Source organism: Streptomyces sp. NBC_01335, assembly GCF_035953295.1.
In the GTDB taxonomy this organism is placed as follows: Bacteria; Actinomycetota; Actinomycetes; order Streptomycetales; family Streptomycetaceae; genus Streptomyces.
Genome location: NZ_CP108370.1, coordinates 3321316 through 3338360 on the forward strand (window position 1 = coordinate 3321316; position 17045 = coordinate 3338360).

General features: G+C 72.9%; 16 protein-coding genes and 1 pseudogene. 11 read left to right on the plus strand and 6 right to left on the minus strand.

The annotated features are described in order from the left end of the window. Nucleotides 1-40: 40 nt before the first annotated feature. Entirely contained in the window at nucleotides 41-2929 is a 2889-nt protein-coding gene (locus OG599_RS14235; RefSeq protein ID WP_327176346.1) for an FAD-binding and (Fe-S)-binding domain-containing protein, read from the minus strand. A 317-nt stretch (nucleotides 2930-3246) separates the two neighbouring features. Between OG599_RS14235 and OG599_RS14240 the strand changes: the two genes are divergently transcribed. The 8 genes from OG599_RS14240 (at nucleotide 3247) to OG599_RS14275 (ending at nucleotide 10327) form a co-directional block, all read left to right on the plus strand. Beyond that, on the plus strand, nucleotides 3247-4899 hold the full coding sequence (locus OG599_RS14240) for a sensor histidine kinase (RefSeq protein ID WP_327176347.1): 1653 nt from the start codon (nucleotides 3247-3249) through the stop codon (nucleotides 4897-4899). Then, nucleotides 4896-5360: a roadblock/LC7 domain-containing protein gene (locus OG599_RS14245; protein ID WP_327176348.1), complete on the plus strand. Its 465-nt coding sequence runs from the start codon at nucleotides 4896-4898 to the stop codon at nucleotides 5358-5360. The genes OG599_RS14240 and OG599_RS14245 overlap by 4 nt, the downstream gene beginning before the upstream one ends. After that, nucleotides 5360-5731 (plus strand): DUF742 domain-containing protein, encoded by a 372-nt coding sequence (locus OG599_RS14250; protein WP_327176349.1) that lies wholly within the window; start codon nucleotides 5360-5362, stop codon nucleotides 5729-5731. The genes OG599_RS14245 and OG599_RS14250 overlap by 1 nt, the downstream gene beginning before the upstream one ends. Beyond that, nucleotides 5712-6368 (plus strand): GTP-binding protein, encoded by a 657-nt coding sequence (locus tag OG599_RS14255; RefSeq protein ID WP_327176350.1) that lies wholly within the window; start codon nucleotides 5712-5714, stop codon nucleotides 6366-6368. Before OG599_RS14250 ends, OG599_RS14255 begins: the two co-directional genes overlap by 20 nt. Next, entirely contained in the window at nucleotides 6365-7624 is a 1260-nt protein-coding gene (locus OG599_RS14260; RefSeq protein WP_327176351.1) for a cytochrome P450, read from the plus strand. Before OG599_RS14255 ends, OG599_RS14260 begins: the two co-directional genes overlap by 4 nt. A gap of 56 nt (nucleotides 7625-7680) precedes the next feature. Continuing rightward, nucleotides 7681-8868: a cytochrome P450 family protein gene (locus tag OG599_RS14265; protein ID WP_327180034.1), complete on the plus strand. Its 1188-nt coding sequence runs from the start codon at nucleotides 7681-7683 to the stop codon at nucleotides 8866-8868. 115 nt (nucleotides 8869-8983) lie between these two features. After that, nucleotides 8984-10102, plus strand: coding sequence for a phosphoserine transaminase (gene serC, locus OG599_RS14270; protein ID WP_327176352.1), 1119 nt, complete (start codon nucleotides 8984-8986; stop codon nucleotides 10100-10102). 96 nt (nucleotides 10103-10198) lie between these two features. Next, on the plus strand, nucleotides 10199-10327 hold the full coding sequence (locus OG599_RS14275) for a hypothetical protein (RefSeq protein WP_327180292.1): 129 nt from the start codon (nucleotides 10199-10201) through the stop codon (nucleotides 10325-10327). 12 nt (nucleotides 10328-10339) lie between these two features. Here the strand turns inward: OG599_RS14275 and OG599_RS14280 are convergent, their stop codons facing one another. The 4 genes and pseudogenes from OG599_RS14280 to OG599_RS14295 all read right to left on the minus strand — a co-directional run. Beyond that, nucleotides 10340-10771: a DUF4259 domain-containing protein gene (locus OG599_RS14280; RefSeq protein WP_327176353.1), complete on the minus strand. Its 432-nt coding sequence runs from the start codon at nucleotides 10769-10771 to the stop codon at nucleotides 10340-10342. Between the two features lie 115 nt (nucleotides 10772-10886). Next, nucleotides 10887-11315 (minus strand): hypothetical protein, encoded by a 429-nt coding sequence (locus tag OG599_RS14285; protein WP_327180035.1) that lies wholly within the window; start codon nucleotides 11313-11315, stop codon nucleotides 10887-10889. Between the two features lie 88 nt (nucleotides 11316-11403). Beyond that, nucleotides 11404-12024, minus strand: coding sequence for a class I SAM-dependent methyltransferase (locus tag OG599_RS14290; RefSeq protein ID WP_327180036.1), 621 nt, complete (start codon nucleotides 12022-12024; stop codon nucleotides 11404-11406). A 201-nt stretch (nucleotides 12025-12225) separates the two neighbouring features. Continuing rightward, nucleotides 12226-12645: pseudogene (locus OG599_RS14295) on the minus strand (isochorismatase family protein); the annotation flags it as partial. A 226-nt stretch (nucleotides 12646-12871) separates the two neighbouring features. Here OG599_RS14295 and OG599_RS14300 point away from each other — a divergent pair. The 3 genes from OG599_RS14300 to OG599_RS14310 all read left to right on the plus strand — a co-directional run bounded on the left by OG599_RS14300 (nucleotide 12872) and on the right by OG599_RS14310 (nucleotide 16412). Then, nucleotides 12872-13318 (plus strand): hypothetical protein, encoded by a 447-nt coding sequence (locus OG599_RS14300; RefSeq protein ID WP_327176354.1) that lies wholly within the window; start codon nucleotides 12872-12874, stop codon nucleotides 13316-13318. Between the two features lie 162 nt (nucleotides 13319-13480). After that, nucleotides 13481-14008, plus strand: coding sequence for a DUF6584 family protein (locus OG599_RS14305; protein ID WP_327176355.1), 528 nt, complete (start codon nucleotides 13481-13483; stop codon nucleotides 14006-14008). A 343-nt stretch (nucleotides 14009-14351) separates the two neighbouring features. Then, nucleotides 14352-16412: a HelD family protein gene (locus OG599_RS14310; RefSeq protein ID WP_327176356.1), complete on the plus strand. Its 2061-nt coding sequence runs from the start codon at nucleotides 14352-14354 to the stop codon at nucleotides 16410-16412. A gap of 180 nt (nucleotides 16413-16592) precedes the next feature. Here the strand turns inward: OG599_RS14310 and OG599_RS14315 are convergent, their stop codons facing one another. Further along, the gene (locus OG599_RS14315) at nucleotides 16593-16955 is read right to left on the minus strand and encodes a hypothetical protein (protein WP_327176357.1); all 363 of its coding nucleotides are present in this window, start codon (nucleotides 16953-16955) and stop codon (nucleotides 16593-16595) included. Between the last annotated feature and the right edge of the window lie 90 nt (nucleotides 16956-17045).

Genomic DNA, 17045 nt, shown 5'->3' on the forward strand with positions numbered 1-17045 from the left:
GCGCCCGCCCGCCGGTGTGATCACCAACAGCGAAGGCCGTCTACCCCGGCCCGTCCCCCTCCAGCCCCTCCGCCAGCAGTTCCGCGAGGTGCTTGGCCCGCACCCCCGCCAGCTGCTCCAGCTGGGTGCGGCAGGAGTAGCCGTCCGCCAGGATCTCCGTACCCGGGGCCGCCGACCGTACGGCGGGCAGCAGCTGCTCCTCCGCGCAGGCCACCGAGACGTCCCAGTGGCCCTTCTCGAAGCCGAAGTTGCCCGCAAGTCCGCAGCACCCGCCGGTCAACTCGCCGCTCAGTCCGGCTCGTTGGCGCAGGCGGCGGTCGGCGGCGTCGCCGAGGACGGCGTGCTGGTGGCAGTGGGTCTGGCCGGTCACCGCGCGGTCCAGCCGGGGCGGCTCCCAGTCGGGGGCGTACTCCTCCAGGTACTCGGCGAAGGTCCTCACGGAGGCGGCGAGTCCGGCCGCGCGGGGGTCGTCGGGGAGGAGTTCGGGAAGGTCGCTGCGGAGGGCGGCGGCGCAGCTCGGTTCGAGGACGACGAGGGGCCGGCCGAGGGAGGGGCCCAGGCGGTCCAGGGTGCGCCGCATGACGGTACGGGCGTGGTCGAGGCGGCCCGTGGAGACGTAGGTCAGCCCGCAGCAGAGCCCCGGGCCCGGGTGGCGCACGGTCCGGCCGGCGGATTCCAGGACGCGGACGGCGGCGTGCCCGACCCGCGGGGAGAGGTACGTGGTGAAGGTGTCGGGCCACAGCAGGACCTCGCCACCGGAATCCGCACCGGGACCCGCGCCGGCCCCGCCCGCAACGCCCCCGCCGGAAACCGTCTCCGCACGGTCGTCGCGCCGGCCCGCCCGCCGCGTGAACGGCTCGCGCGCCAGCGCCGGGATCGAGCGCTCGGGGGCGATGCCCGCCAGGCGCTTGGCGAGTGCGGCGAGCGGGCGGACCCGGGCGAGGGCGTTGAGCAGCGGGGCGACGGGGGCGGCGAGGCGGAGCCAGCGGGGCAGCGAGCCCAGGGCGTAGTGGGCGGCGGGGCGGATCCGGCCCTGGTAGTGGTGGTGGAGGAACTCCGCCTTGTACGTGGCCATGTCGACGCCCACCGGGCAGTCGCTGCGGCAGCCCTTGCAGGAGAGGCAGAGGTCGAGCGCGTCGCGGACCTCCGTCGAGCGCCAGCCGTCGGTGACGATCTCGCCCGCCAGCATCTCGTGGAGCAGCCGGGCCCGGCCGCGCGTCGAGTGCTGTTCCTCGCCGGTGGCGCGGAAGGAGGGGCACATGACGCCCGCGCCCGGTGCCGCTGTCGTACGGCACTTGGCGACGCCCACGCACCGGCGCACGGCGGCGGTGAAGTCGCCGCCGTCCTGCGGGTATCCGAAGGCGACGTCGACCGGGCGGCGGGGCAGGACGTCGAAGCGGAGGTTGGTGTCGAGCGGGTCCGGGCGGACCAGCATCCCGGGGTTCATTCCGCCGTACGGGTCCCAGAGGTCCTTGAACTCGGCGAAGAGGGCTACGAGTTCGGTGCCGTACATGAGGGGGAGGAGTTCGGCGCGGGCCTGTCCGTCGCCGTGTTCGCCGCTGAGCGAGCCGCCGTGGGCGGCGACGAGGCGGGCCTGGTCCTCGGAGAAGCGGCGGAAGCGGGCGGTGCCGTCGGGGGTGAGGAGGTCGAAGTCGATGCGGACGTGGATGCAGCCGTCGCCGAAGTGGCCGTAAGGGGTGCCGCGCAGGCCGTGTTCGGCGAGCAGGGCGCGGAACTCGCGCAGGTACGGGCCGAGTCGGGCGGGTGGCACCGCGCAGTCCTCCCAGCCGGGCCAGGCTTCGGTGCCGTCGGGCATCCGGGTGGCGGTTCCGGCGGCGTCCTCGCGGATGCGCCACAGGGCGCGTTGTCCGGCGGGGTCGGTGACGACGGCGGCGTCGAGGGCGTCGGCGGCGCGCAGGATGCGGGTGGCCCGGTCGCGGGCTTCGGCGGGGGTGGCGCCGCCGGTCTCCACGAAGAGCCAGGCGCCGCCCCGGGGCAGTCCGGCGGGCTCCCCGCTGCCTCCGGCGGATGGGCGGACGAGGTCGGCGGCCATGCCCTCGACGGTGAGCGGGCCGTGGGCGAGGAGTCCGGCGGCGGCCTCGGCGGCGGCCGCTTCGTCCGGGTAGCCGAGGACGGCGAGGGCGCGGGCGGGCGGGGAGTCGACCAGCCGGACGGTGGCCTCGGTGACGACGGCGAGGGTGCCCTCGCTGCCGCAGAAGGCGCGGGCGAGGTCGGGGCCGCCGGGGTGTTCGGGGAGCAGGGCGTCGAGGGCGTAACCGGAGATGCGGCGCGGGAGGTCGGGGAAGCCGGTACGGAGCGGGGCGAGGTGGCCGTCGACGAACTCCCGCAGCCCCGCGGGGGCGCTCCCTGCCCCCCAGCCGCGGCCGAGGCGCAGGGTGTCTCCGCCGTAGCGGGCGACGGTGAGGGCGTGGACGTTGTCGGCGGTGGTGCCCCAGGCGACGGAGTGGGCGCCGCAGGAGTTGTTGCCGATCATGCCGCCGAGGGTGCAGCGGCTGTGGGTGGACGGGTCGGGGCCGAAGGTCAGCCCGTGCGGGGCGGCGGCGGCCCGCAGGTCGTCGAGGACGACGCCGGGCTGGACGACGGCCGTACGGGACCCGGGGTCCAGTTCCACGATCGCGTCGAGGTGCCGGGTGAGGTCGAGGACGATGCCGGTGCCGGTGGCCTGGCCCGCGATGGAGGTGCCGCCGCCGCGCGGTACGACGGGTACGCCGTGGGCGCGGCAGACGGCGAGGGCGGTGGCGACGTCGTCGGCGTCGCGCGGGGCGACGACTCCGAGGGGGACCCGCCGGTAGTTGGAGGCGTCCATCGTGGTGAGCGCCCGGGAGGTCGCGTCGAAGGAGGTCTCCCCCCGGACCTCGGAGCGGAGGTCCCGGGCCAGGGCGTCACTGAGAGCGTGCGTTTCGGCCATGGCACCAGCATGCCGGGCGGGTATCCGCACTCTTCGGACAACACCGCCCGCACAGTCACATACGCAACACAGAACGAACAGAGAACGCCACCATGACTTCCCAAAAGGCCCCTCAATTCTCCTATAGTGAGCACGACTTGCGCTGGAAGAATCAGCTCCAGTTGTCACGGCTCTCTCACCCTCCGCGACGGAGGCGCCGAAAGCCGTTCCCGACCACCCCTGCCTGACGCCCCAACCCGACGCCCCGCCTGCCGCCGCGTCCGCCGCGCCGTCCGCCCGGTCGGCGCCGTCCGTGCCGTCCGCCCCGAGGACTCCGATTGCGCCCCTCAACCCGGTCGACCGCGCTCACCGCGCTGGTGTCGGCAGTCGTCTCAGGCTCGCTGTGCGCGTGGGCCACCGCCGCGGCCCCCGCTTCGGTACGGGCCCCCCTTGCCTGGGGGGCGGGTGCGGCGGCCCTCGCGCTGACCGTGGCCGCGGCCGTCGCCGCCCACGCGCTGGGCTCCGCGCGGGCGCAGCGTGAGGCCCGGGCGGCGGACAGCCGCAGGTTCACCGACGAGACCACCCGCCTGGTGTCGTCCGCCTCCGCCGAAGCGCAGCGCTTCACCGCCGAGGCCGCCCGGATCAAGGCCACCGCCCGCGCCGAGGCGACCCGCGCCGCCTCCGAGGCGGCGACCGCGCTCGCCCGCGCCACCTCCGAGGCGGCCACGGCCAAGGAGCGGCTGGCGGCCGAGACCGAACGGCGCTCCGCCGAGAACGAGGCCGACCGGGAGCGCTTCGCCGCCGAGAAGGCCGCGCTCTCCGCCCGCCTCGCCCAGGCCGAACGGGAGCGGTCCGCCGCCCTGTCGACGGGCGCCAACGCGGCGAGCCGGATGCAGGCGCTGGCCACCAGCATGCTGGCCGACCTGCGGGAGATGGAGAACCGGCACTCCGACGAGATCGTCCTCGGCGACCTCCTCCACCTCGACCACCGCACCGCCCAGGCCGGCCGCCTCGCCGACTCCGTCGCCGTACTGACCGGTGCGCGTTCGGGGCGCCGGTGGGCCAGGCCGATCGTGATGGAGTCCATCCTGCGCGGCGCGATGGGCCGGATCAGCGGCTACCGGCGCATCCGGCTCCACTCGACCAGTGACGTGGCCATCGCCGGTCACGCGGCCGAGGGCGTCATGCACGCGCTCGCCGAACTCCTCGACAACGCCGCCAACTTCTCGCCGCCCACCGCCGAAGTGCACGTGTACGTCGAAGAGGTACCGGCCGGCGTGGTGATCACCGTGGAGGACAGCGGGCTCGTCATGAGCGACGTGCAGCTGCGCCGCGCCGAAGCGGCCGTCTCCCCCGGGGACCAGAGCGCCGCGCCCTCCGGTACCCGCCTCGGCCTCGCCGTCGTGGGCCGCCTCGCCCGCAAGCACGGGCTGCGGGTCTCCTTCCGGCCGTCCGCGCGCGGGGGCACCGGCGCCCTGCTGATGCTGCCGCAGGAGCTCATCGCCCGTACGCCTTCGGGCGCCGCGTCCCCCACGCTCCCGGCCGTCGCCCCGAAGCCCCGGACCGCCGAGCCGCAGACCCGCGACACCCCCGAGCCGAAGCCCCGGACGCCCGAGCCGGAGCCCACCCACTCGGCGGCGGCGACCGACTCGGCGGGGACCCCCGAGGGCGCGGCCCGTCCGGCGCAGGACGCCGGGCCCGCGGCCGTGGCCGAACCCGAGCCCACCCCCGAGGCTGCCCCTGCCCCCGCCCCCGAGTCCGAGGCCGAATCGACCGGCTCGTTCCCGAAGTTCGGCGAGAGCGGGCTGCCCCGCCGGCGGCGCGGGCGTACCTTCGCCGCCGCCGAGGCACGCGCGGCGGCCACCGCACCCGTCGACCCGGTGACACCCCGGGACCGGGCGAACGACGCGAAGAGGCAGGCCGAGCGCTTCAGCAGGTTCAGCCAGGCAGTACGGGCCAACGTAACCCTCCCGGAAGGCAACACCCGATGACCGCGACCACCGACGAGAAGCTGAACTGGCTGCTGGAGGGCCTGCTCGAACGCACCCCCGGCGCCCGGCACGCCCTCGTGCTCTCCCGGGACGGCCTGAAGCTGTGCCGTACCCCCGAGCTCTCCGTCGACCAGGCCGACCAGCTCGCCGCCATCTCCGCGGGCATCCAGAGCCTCTCGCACGGCGCGTCCGTCGAGTTCGGTGACGGCAGCGGCGGCGTACGGTCCGCGATGGCCGAGTTCTACGGCGGGGTGCTGTTCATCGTGGAGGCCGGTACGGGCGCCCATCTGGCGGTCGTCGCCGCCGAGGACTCCGACGTGGGCCTCGTCGGGCACAACATGAGCGAGCTGGTCGAGCAGCTCGGCGAGCACCTGGTCGCCCCGCCCCGCGAGACAGACCCGTCCGACGGGTCCGCCGGGGCGGGAACCGGGCCGGGCGCCGACGCGGGAACCTCCGTCTGATGCCCCCGGTGCCGCGCCCCCGCCCCGGTCGTGACGACTCCCCCGACCGGCTCTACACCCTCACCGGTGGCCGCAGCCGGACGGACTCCGACGCCTTCGACCTGGTGACGCTCGTGGTCTCCGAGTGCGAGCCGGCCCCCGGCATGCAGTCGGAGCACGTCGCGATCCTGCGGATGTGCGAGCGCCCCACCGCGGTGGTCGAGATCGCCGCGACCCTGAAACTACCGGTCGGCATCGTCCGCATCATGCTCGGCGACATGCTCGACACCGGCCGCATCAGCGCACGCCATCCCCGTACCGCCCGTGTCGCGGACCGGCTCCCCGACCCCGACATCCTGGAACAGGTGCTCGTTGGACTCCGCAACCTCTGACCGCGCCGCCCTTCGGGCGACGGCCGACAACGGACTGAAGATAGTCGTCGTCGGCGGATTCGGCGTGGGCAAGACGACCATGGTCCGTTCCGTGAGCGAGATCCGTCCGCTCAACACGGAGGAGACGATGACGCGCGCGGGCGAGGCCGTCGACCACCTCGACGGCGTGCAGTCGAAGGCGTCCACCACGGTCGCCTTCGACTTCGGCCGCATCACGCTGGACGAGCGCTCGGTCCTCTACCTCTTCGGGGCGCCCGGCCAGGAGCGCTTCTGGTTCCTGTGGGACCGCCTCTTCTCCGGCACGCTGGGGGCCGTCGTGCTGGTCGACACCCGTCGGCTCGCGGACTCCTGGTACGCCATCGACCGCCTGGAACACCACGGCACGCCGTTCATCGTGGCGTGCAACGACTTCGGCGGCCCGCTCCACACCGAGCAGCAGATCCGGGAGGCGCTCGACCTCTCCGAGGACGTGCCGCTGGTGGAGTGCGACGCCCGCGACCGGTCGTCCAGCAAGTACGTCCTGATCACGCTGGTCGAGCACCTGCACGCGCTGTCCGCCGCCCGCGCCCGGACTCCGGAAGGGGCGCTCGCGGGCGCCCCCGAGGCGGCCGGCAGAACCCCGGAGACCACCTCGTGAACGCGTGCCCCGTCGACCACGGCCAGGGTGCGGCCAAGGACCTCGGTCCCGTACCGCTGTCCGGGCCCCGGTTCGCCACCGAACCGCACCAGCTGTACCGGGAGGTGCGGCGGGACCACGGGCCGGTGGCGCCGATCGTGCTGCCCGGCGACGTGCCCGCGTGGCTCGTGCTCGGCTACCGCGAGCTGCACCAGGTCACCACCGATCCGGCTCTGTTCACCCGGGACTCGCAGATCTGGAACCAGTGGCCGAACATCGCCGACGACTGGCCGCTGCACCCGATGATCAGCAAGGACCAGCCGTCGATCCTCTACACCGTCGGCGAGCGCCACAGCCGCCGTTCCCAGGTGATCAGTACGGCTCTTGAGGGCGCCGACCCCTTCGAACTCCGCAAGTACACCGAGGAGTTCGCGGACGAGCTGATCGACGCCTTCTGCTCGGCCGGGAGCTGCGACCTGATCGCGGACTACGCGATGCTGCTGCCCGTCCGGGTCCTCGCCAAGCTGTACGGCTTCGCGGACGAGAAGGGTCCCGCGCTCGTCCGGGCGATGAACGACATGATCAACGGAGGGCCGGACGCGCTCGCAGGTCAGCGTCACATCGCCGGTTCGGTCATCCAGCTGGTGACCGAGCGGTCCGCCGAACCCGAGGACGACGTACCGTCCCGGATGCTCGCCGACAACAGCGAGTTCACCGCCGACGAGGTCGCCCGCGACCTCATGGTCATGATGGCCGCCGGGCACCAGCCGACCGCCGACTGGATCGGCAACTCGCTGCGGCTGATGCTCACCGACGACCGGTTCGCCGCCTCGCTCTCCGGCGGACGGCACAGCGTCGCCGAGGCGATGAACGAGGTGCTGTGGGAGGACACCCCCACCCAGAACGTGGCCGGCCGCTGGGCGAGCCGCGACACCCACCTCGGCGGGAAGCACATCCAAGTCGGTGACCTGCTGATCCTCGGCGTCGCCGCCGCCAACGCCGACCCCCAGGTGCGGACCGACGGCTCCGCCCTGACCGGCGGCAACAACGCCTTCCTCTCCTTCGGCCACGGCGACCACCGCTGCCCGTTCCCCGCCCAGGAGACCGCCGAGGTCATCGCCCGTACGGGGATCGAGGCGATCCTCGACCGGCTTCCCGACGTCGATCTCGCGGTCCCGGCCGAGGACCTCACCCGGCGCCCGTCACCGTGGCTGCGCGGCCTGACGGAGCTGCCCGTCCGCTTCACACCCACTCCCGCCCTTGGAGGCACGCGGTGACCGCGACGACCACCGAACCGACCGGCGCGCAGGACGACGAGCGCGTCGTCCTCGACATGTTCGTCGGCGACCTCAGGGGCGAGAGCGCCCGGCTGCACGCGGCCGGCCCGCTCGTCCCCGTGGAGCTGCCCGGCGGGGTCCACATCTACGCCGTCACCCACCACGCCGAGGCGAAGGCGGCCCTCACGGACCCGCGCCTGGTGAAGGACATCGACGTCTGGAACGCCTGGCAGCGCGGCGAGATCGCCCCCGACTGGCCGCTGATCGGCCTGGTCAACCCGGGCAGGACCATGCTCACTTCGGACGGCGCCGAGCACCGCCGGCTGCGCGGCCTGGTCGCCCAGGCGCTGACCGTGCGCCGGGTGGAGCGGCTCCGCGAGGGCATCCAGGCCCGCACCGACGAGCTGCTGGACCGGCTCGCCGCGCGCCCGGCGGGCGAGCGGGTCGACCTGAAGGCCGAGTTCGCCTACCCGCTGCCGATGAACGTCATCAGCGAGCTGATGGGCATCGGCGCCGAGGACCTGCCCCGGATGAAGGAGCTGTTCGACAAGTTCTTCTCGAACCTGACGCCGCCGGCCGAGGTCCCGCAGATGATGGCGGACATCCACAGCCTGTTCACGCGCATCCTGGACGAGAAGAAGGAGTCCCCGGCCGACGACCTGACCGGTGCGCTGCTGAACGCCTCCGAGGACGGCGACCGCCTCACCGACGACGAGATCCTGAACACGCTCAAGCTGATCATCGCAGCCGGTCACGAGACCACCATCAGCCTCATCGTGAACACCGTCGTCGCCCTCCAGACCCACCCCGAGCAGCGCGCGCTGGTGCTCTCGGGCGGGGCGACCTGGGAGGGCGCGATCGAGGAGACGCTGCGCTGGTCGTCGCCGACCTCGCACGTCCTCATCCGCTTCGCCACCGAGGACATCACCATCGGCGACCGGGTGCTGCCGAAGGGCGAGGGCCTGATGGTCTCGTTCGCCGCGCTCAGCCTGGACGAGAAGCAATGGGGCCCGGACGCGGCCGAGTTCGACCTCACCCGCTCCCCCAACCGCCACCTCTCCTTCGGCCACGGCCCGCACATCTGCCCGGGTGCGGCGCTCTCCCGCCTGGAGGCGGCCGTCGCGCTCCCCGCGCTGTACGCCCGCTTCCCGGAGCTGGAGCTCGCGGTCCCCGCGGCCGAACTGCGGAACAAGCCGATCGTGACCCAGAACGACCTCTTCGAACTCCCGGTCGTCCTGGGCTGAGCCGGCCCCCGTCCCCGTACCGCACCGACCGCGATGTTGTCCACGGGTCGGAGCGTCCGTCTCACCGGACGGACAGGGTCTTTCGCCCCGTCCCCGAGGGACTACGCTCCGAGTCGTGGCCGATATCCAGATTCCCGCTGACATCAAGCCCGCCGACGGACGCTTCGGCGCCGGGCCCTCCAAGGTGCGGACGGAGGCGCTCGACGCGCTGGCCGCCACCGGAACCTCTCTCCTCGGTACGTCCCATCGCCAGGCCCCGGTCAAGAACCTGGTCGGCGAGGTACGTGACGGCGTACGCAGCCTCTTCTCCCTCCCCGAGGGTTACGAGGTCGTCCTCGGCAACGGCGGGTCCACCGCGTTCTGGGACGTCGCGACGCACGGTCTCATCGAGACGAAGTCCCAGCACCTGAACTTCGGCGAGTTCTCCTCGAAGTTCGCCAAGGCCGCGAAGCTCGCGCCCTGGCTGGCCGACCCGAGCGTGATCTCCTCCGAGCCCGGCACCCACCCGGAGCCCCAGGCCGAGGAAGGCGTCGACGTCTACGCCTTCACCCACAACGAGACCTCCACGGGTGTCGCGGCGCCGATCAAGCGCGTCGCCGGTGCCGACGAGGGCGCGCTCGTCGTGGTCGACGCCACCTCGGGCGCCGGCGGTCTGCCGGTCGACATCACCGAGACGGACGTCTACTACTTCGCCCCGCAGAAGTCCTTCGCCTCCGACGGCGGCCTCTGGATCGCGGCGTTCTCCCCGGCGGCCCTGGAGCGCGCGGCGCGCGTCCACGCCTCCGGCCGCCACATCCCCGAGTTCTTCTCGCTGCCCACGGCGATCGACAACTCGACCAAGAACCAGACGTACAACACCCCGGCCCTCTCCACCCTCTTCCTGCTCAACGAGCAGCTGAAGTGGCTGAACGGCCAGGGCGGCCTGGACTTCGCGACCGGCCGCACCCTCGCCTCCTCCCAGAACCTCTACGGCTGGGCCGAGGACTCGAAGCACGCGACCCCGTTCGTCACCGACCCGGCGAAGCGCTCGCAGGTCATCGGCACGATCGACTTCTCCGACGACATCGACGCCGCCGCGATCGCCAAGGTGCTCCGCGCCAACGGCATCGTGGACACCGAGCCGTACCGCAAGCTGGGCCGCAACCAGCTGCGCGTGGCGATGTTCCCGGCGATCGACCCGGCGGACGTCCAGGCCCTCACCGCCTGCATCGACTACGTGATCGAGAAGCTGTAACCACCACGGCACCCCGGCTCACCGCCTGGCGCCCGGACGACGGCCCCGTACACCCCTGGTGTGCGGGGCCGTCGCCGTACCGCCTCACCCTCGCGGGTGATCTTGCGGCTCCCCGGCCAGACGGTCACGCTGCCCGCGTCGATCGGCGCCGAGGTGACGCTCGACGTGGCGGAGCTCGTCGCGGCGGGCAGCCGCACGGCGGAGGCCGCCCGGCCGACCGACTGACCCCGCCCCCGCCTACACGGGCACCCCCGCCGCCAGCACGGCTCTGAGGCGGCCGATCCCTGCCAGCCACTCCGCCGACTCGGTGCTCTCCGCCCACAGCTCGCGCAGTTCGGACGTCTCCGCGGTGACCTGGTCGAGGGCCCGCACCGCGAGCCCGAGCAGCACCGGCGACGGGGCACCGCCGGGCAGCGGCACCGGTTCGTCGGGGCCGTACGGGGTGTCCACCGGTTCGCCGCCCGGGCACTGGGCCGCGAGCAGCGCGGCGGCGGCCACCGCCTCCATCGCCTCGTCGCTGTCGAGGAAGCCCCCGGCGCCCACGTGCACGGCGGCTTCCAGCGCCTGTTCGATCAGCGCCGCGCGCTTCTCAGGATCGCTGTCGTCCAGCTTCCCGCCGAAGTCGGCGGCCGTGTCGTTGTCGAAGTGCCCGATGTCCCACGTACCCATGTGACTCCCCGTTCTCGGATGGTGACTACAGCGTGTCACCCCCCACTGACAACGGACCTCCGGCGGCGGAGCGGGACCGGGCCGTGCGCGCTACCGGGCCGTGCGCGCTACCGGCTCAGGCCGGGGGCTGAGGGTCCGAACGCAGCCCTACGGCACTGTGCTGGACGACGCCCGCCCAGCCGTCGCCGGAGTCCCGGCCCCGACGCGTCAACTCCGTCAGTTTCGACAGGAGGCCGGGCGACGGCTCGCCCAGCACGACGGAGCTGATCACCATTTCGAGCATGACGCAGTCGTAGGCGTCGTCCGTGTTCTTGTAGCGCTTGGCGTCACGCTCGACCACGGCTTCGGCGATCCGCCATCCACCGCCGTCGACGGGCGCGAAGGTCGCCGCGTAGATTCCGTGACCGGTCCAGCTCCGGTGCAGGGAGACGACTTCGCCCTCCGCGTAGACGTTCCACTTCTCGTCCATGTCCTGGGCTCGGTAGCCGCGTTGGATTCGCTCCCAGTCCTCGTCCGACCAGATCCGCCGGGGCAGCTGCGGCATCGGCTGCGGAGCTGAGACCGGCGCTCTCTTGTTACGACGGGAGGTCGTGGACCGGGTCACGTGTTCGGCGTCGGGCATGGAGCGATTCTCAGTCACGAGCAGGCTTCCGCGCCAGCACGAATCCCTGCGGGGTCGGCTCCGGGAACGCGCCGTCGGTGTCGGCTTCGCGCACGGTACGTACGCGGGGCTCGAAGCCCGCCGCCGTGAGCAGGGCCGCGACCGCCTCCGGGCGGCGGCGGTGGAAGTCGAGGGCGATCGGGCGTCCCCAGGCGTCGGTCCGGTGCCGGGTCTCGTCGCCGGCCTGGAAGCCGAGTTGCAGGTGTGCTCCCGGGGCCAGTACCCGGTGGAACTCGGCGAAGACGGCCGGGAGCAGCGCGTCGGTGACGTGGATGACCGAGTACCAGGCGAGCAGCCCGCCCAGCGAGCCGTCGGGCAGGTCGAGCGCGAGCATCGAGCCCTCCTCGAACCGGAGGTCCGGGTGTGCGGCCCGTGCCACCGCGAGCATGCCGGGCGACAGGTCGATCCCGAACACGTCGGCGCCGAGCCCGCGCAGGTGGCCGGTGATCCGTCCCGTACCGCACCCCACGTCGGCGATCGGCCTGCCTCCGCCGGTCTCCCGTACGAGCTCCACGAACCCGGCGAGCAGCGCGCGTTCCAGCGGCTTGGCGTCCAGTTCGGCACCGAACCGGGCGGAGTACTCGGCGGCCATGACGTCGTACGAGGCTCTGGTGGCGCGTACGAACTCGGGCTCGGGCGACTCGACTTCGGCAGCCGGGGCGCTTTCCCCGGAGGCGAAGTCCACCTCCGAGGCGGGCAGCACCCGGATGCGGCGCCCGGGGTAGCCGAGGTTCCGGAAGATCTCGTTGTGGTGCGCGACCGACCGGTCCGGGGTCGCGTACGCCGCGTCGCCGGCGCCCCGCACGGAGGTGGTGTGGCCGTCCGCCACCACGACCAGGTCGTACCCGTGGCTCAGCGCGGAGCGTGCCGTGGTGTCGACGCAGATCTCGGTGGCGAACCCGGTGACGACGACCTCGGTGACCCCGTGCGCCCTCAGCAGGCCGTCGAGGCCGGTGCCGAGGAAGCTGTCCGGGGCGGTCTTGCGGACGACCGGCTGCCCTGCCCCGGGCGCGAGTTCGGGCACGACCTGCCAGCCCACGGAGCCGACTTCGAGCCCGCCGCCGCCGTCCTGCACCGTGACGACCAACGCGCCTGCCTCGAAGGCGCGTTGACGCAGCTCCGCGATGACGGCCACGGTCTCGGCGGCCCGGTGGGCGAGGGCCACCGTGTCGTTCTGCATGTCGATGACGAGGAGTGCGGAGGTGGTCGGCATGGGAGGAGAGCGTAGAGGTGAGGGCCGGCCGGAGCACCGGCGGGGCGGCCGGGCAGGACCACGGCCCCCGGCTGGGTCGTCTCGCCCAGGGCTGGGCAGTCTCCGGCCTCGGCCCGGCCGTTCGCGGACCGCGCCCTCTCGGTACGGTGAACGCGGCGGCTCCGCGGTGCGGGGTCCGGTTCGCGGTCGGCGCGGACGGGCGCCGCGAACCACGGGCGGATGGCGAGTGATCGATTTCCTGGTGGATCAGGCGGTGGGGGCTGTGCTCACCCTCCTGTTTCCCAACCTCGGCGCGAAGCGGCGGGCAGAGGCCGAGGGCCGCGCCTTCGCGAGGGGCGAAGTGGTTCTTGTCGAGGCATGCCTTCTCGGCGATCAGCCGTTCTGCGAACCAGCCGTCGTCCACCTCGCGGCCTCCAAGACCGCCTTGCGCCTGCCGCCCTCCAAGGCGGGGAAGCGCGGGCGGCGCGTCCTGCCGGTCAAGGAGATCGAGGTCGGCCGAGTCCGCGGGCGCAAGGCGTCGGACCCGCAGATCGTCCGGTCCACGTGGGAGGTCGCCGAGTGTCGCTACCGGGAGACCGAGTTCGTGATCGCCTGCGCCCCGTCGCACATGCGTCTGCTCGTGGTGCCCCTCGGCGGGAAGGACCCGCACGACGCCTCGGCCGCTGCCGGGTAGGGATGTCAGCGGCCAGGAGCAGACTGCCCGCATGCCCCACTCCGCGCCCCGGAAGCCCGTCCCGCAACGGGCGGTGGAGCAAGGACGAGCGAGTGGTGAGCGAGGGGGGTGAGGGACAAAACCGGTTAGACGCAGGTCAGTGCGATGCACGAACATGCGCTCATGCCCCTGAGAGAGACCCTCGCCCGAATCGATGCGGACCTGGCCGCCGGCCGGGTTCCCGTCGCGCGCCAGCGCCTGCGCGGTCTCGTCTCGTCCTTCCCGCACGACCTGACACTCCGCCGTCGTCTGGCCGAGGTGTACCGGCTCTACGGCGACTCCGCCGAGGCCGGCCGCTGGATGTACCTCGAAGAGGACCGGAACGCCGACGAGACCGCCGCCTTCGAGGCGCGGTACGGGTCGCCCGGGCGGCGGATGAAGGCCCTCGCCTGGCACGGTCCCGAGGCGAAGGCCGCCACCGCCTTCGCGGAGGGACAGCTGACCGGGGTACGGACCGCCTGCGCCGAGAAGCTGGGACACCCCGTCGACTGGGAGGGCCCCACCTCCTACCGGGAGGACCTGGGAGGGGGCCACGAGGCACCCTTCGAGCCGTGGACGGTCGGTGGTGTGCTGGCGGGCGTCGGTTGCCTGGTGGTGGCCCTTGCATTCCTCGCGATCTGGGTGAATGGAATCGTCGCGTTCTTCGACTGATTCGGATCAACGGGGTTTGTGAGCAGCCAAGAGCGACGGACGGAAGAGCCTGAATACGCGGGATATGCCACACGGGCAGCCATCACGCATTCAGGCTCTTCCGTATCGGACCCGCATCGGACCCGTATCGGCCCGTTTCATCGCCCGCTCCCTCCCTGGCCCGCACGTCCGGGGCGCCTTCACCTCCGCCCGCACCCCGCCGCGAGGCCGCAATTCCCCAGGTAAGTCAAGACTTATCTTCCGGGGGCGATGACCCTAGGGTGTGGGCTCGAATCGAAGGAGCCTCCTGTTGTCGAACCCGAATGATCCCGCCACGCGTGCACTTGACTCGGAGCGGGATTACGTGTCTTCCCTCTACGAGTTGCTCGCCGAACGGATTTCCGAGGCGCGAGCGCACCGGGTGCAGGTGCTGAAATCCCCGGCGGACAGCGCCGGCGAGGCATATGAGAGAGAAATCGCCACCGAGCGTCTGACCAAGGAAATCGGCCGGCTGGAGGGTGCCGAAAAGGGGCTGGTCTTCGGGCGCATCGACTGGACCGACGGCATGGTCCTGCGCATCGGGCGGATCGGGCTGCACACGGAGGAGAGTGACCTGCCGCTGCTCGTGGACTGGCGCGCGAACGCGGCGCGGCCCTTCTACGAGGCGACGCCGGTCCACCCGATGGACCTGCGGCGCCGCCGGCACCTGCGCGTCGAGGAGCGCACGGTCGTCTCGGTGAGCGACGAACTGCTGGACGGGTCCGACCCGACCGACGAGGACGTCGTGGGGGACGGCCCGTTGACCGAGGCGCTGTCGGCACGCCGTACGGGCAGGATGCACGCGGCCGTCGCGACGCTCCAGGCCGAGCAGGACGAGATCGTCCGCTCCGCGCACCGCGGGGTGACCGTGGTGCAGGGCGGGCCCGGCACCGGCAAGACGGTGGTCGCCCTGCACCGGGCGGCCTACGTCCTGTACGCGTTCCCGCGCGCGGCGGAGGAAGGCGTTCTGGTGGTGGGTCCGAACGCCCGGTTCCTCGACTACATCTCCCAGGTCCTCCCCTCGCTCGGCGAGAACGACGTCGTGCTGGCGACCTGCCGGGAACTGGCCGCCGGGGTGCCCACGGTCGCGGTGGACACTCCGGACGCCGACGTGGTCGACCCGTTCGACACCGACCGGATCAAGGGCTGCACGGACCTCGCCGACGCCCTGGCCGGCCTGCTGCGCGTCCGCCAGGCCCCCGCAGGCGACTTCACCGTCCGCGTCGGACAGGAACTGGTCGGCCTCTCGGGCGAGGAGGTCGCCGCGGCCCGCGACGCCGCCGTGGCGGCCGCGCCGGGGCACAATCCCGCGCGCCAGGTGTTCAAGGAGCTCCTGGTCGACGCCGTCACCGACGCGATGCAACGGGACATGGGCGACCTCCTGGAGCAGATCGACGCCGATGCCGTCGCGATGACGGGCCTGGACCTCGACCGGTTCACGGGAGCCGCCCAGCACCGAGCCGAGGGTGCGGCGGACTCGGGTCCGGTCCACGAACTGGACCTGGACGCGCTCCGGGAGGATCTCCTCGACGACGCCGGTTTCGACCGGGCGGTCGAGGCGTTGTGGCCGCGGCTGGTACCGGGTGACCTGGTGGAGGCGCTCCTGACGGACGCCGACGCGCTCGCCGAGCGCCTGCCGCGCCTGACCGCGCGGGAGCGGTCCCTGCTGCTGCGCGGTCCGGACGCCCCGTGGACGGAGGCCGATGTGCCGTTGCTGGACGAGGCGGCGAGCCTGGTCGACGGCCCGCCGGAGCGGACGTACGGGCACGTCGTCGTCGACGAGGCGCAGGAGCTGACCGCCATGCAGTGGCGGATGATCGTCCGCCGCTGTCCGGCGCGGGCGATGACGCTGGTGGGCGACTTCGCCCAGGCGGGCCCGGTCGCGACGGCGCGCGACTGGAAGGAGGCGCTGAGCCCGCACGTCGGGCCGCGCTTCAGACTGCACAACCTGACTGTCAGTTACCGCACCACGCAGGAGATCCTGGAGAGCGTACGGGGCCTGCTCGCGCGGATCGCTCCGGACCAGAAGCCCACCCGGTCGCTGCGGAGCGGTGAGAGTCCGCGCACCGTGACCACGTCTCCGGACGAGTTGGTCACCGCCCTCGTCCGGGAGCTCCGCGCCCAGAGCGCCGCGCACCCGGGCGAGTTGCTGGGAGTGGTCTGTGCGGACGCCAGGGTGGGCGAGCTGACGGCGGGGGGCGTCGCCCGCCACGCAAGGATCGTGCCGGCGTCCGAGGCGCGCGGCCTGGAGTTCGACGGGGTCGTCGTCGTGAACCCCGAGGAGATCGTCACGGCCCGCCCCGGCGGGGAGAGGGACTTGTACGTGGCCCTGACCCGGGCCACCAAGCGCCTCTGCACCCTCACCACCGCAGGCCCGCCCGCCTGACGGTCCGGCGCCTCGCGTCGCTCGGGCGGCGCGCCCGGGGCGTCGGGCGGCGCCCGGGTCGTGGGACGGCGGGCCCGGGTCGTGGGACGGCGGACCCGGGCCGTTCGAGCGGATGCGCCCGGGTCGGTACCAACACCAACCCGGGCGGGGGAACTCGACCGCAGGCGGCGCCCCGCCCGGTCAGTCCTCGCTGGGAATCGGTCCGAAGGAGACCGACCGGACCTTCAGTCGCTCCGTGCCTCCGCCGGTGTGCGGGCGGAGGTTGAAGGAGGCGCCCTCGCAGTCGGCGTCCGCGTAGACCGTCGCCACGGTGTCCGTGCGGTTCTTCGGCGAGTGGGCGGGCTCAGGGTTCTCCGAGTCGACGCCCGGGAGGTTGATGCACACGCCGTTGGGCGGGTTGTTGAGGAAGCCCGTCGCGTCGTATCCCTCGGCGGTCACGTAGTCGTAGCGGAACTGCCCTTCGGCGGCCGAGGCCGACGTGGGGACGGCGGCGAAGAGGAGGGCGGCGCCGAGAACGGCGGGGAAGGCGGAGCGAAGACGCATCGGTGGGTCTCTCTGCTGGGGGGAGTTGTCGCGGCCCTCTTCTGCCCACCGGGCGGAGCCCCGCATCCCTACCTCACTCGTACGGATGGC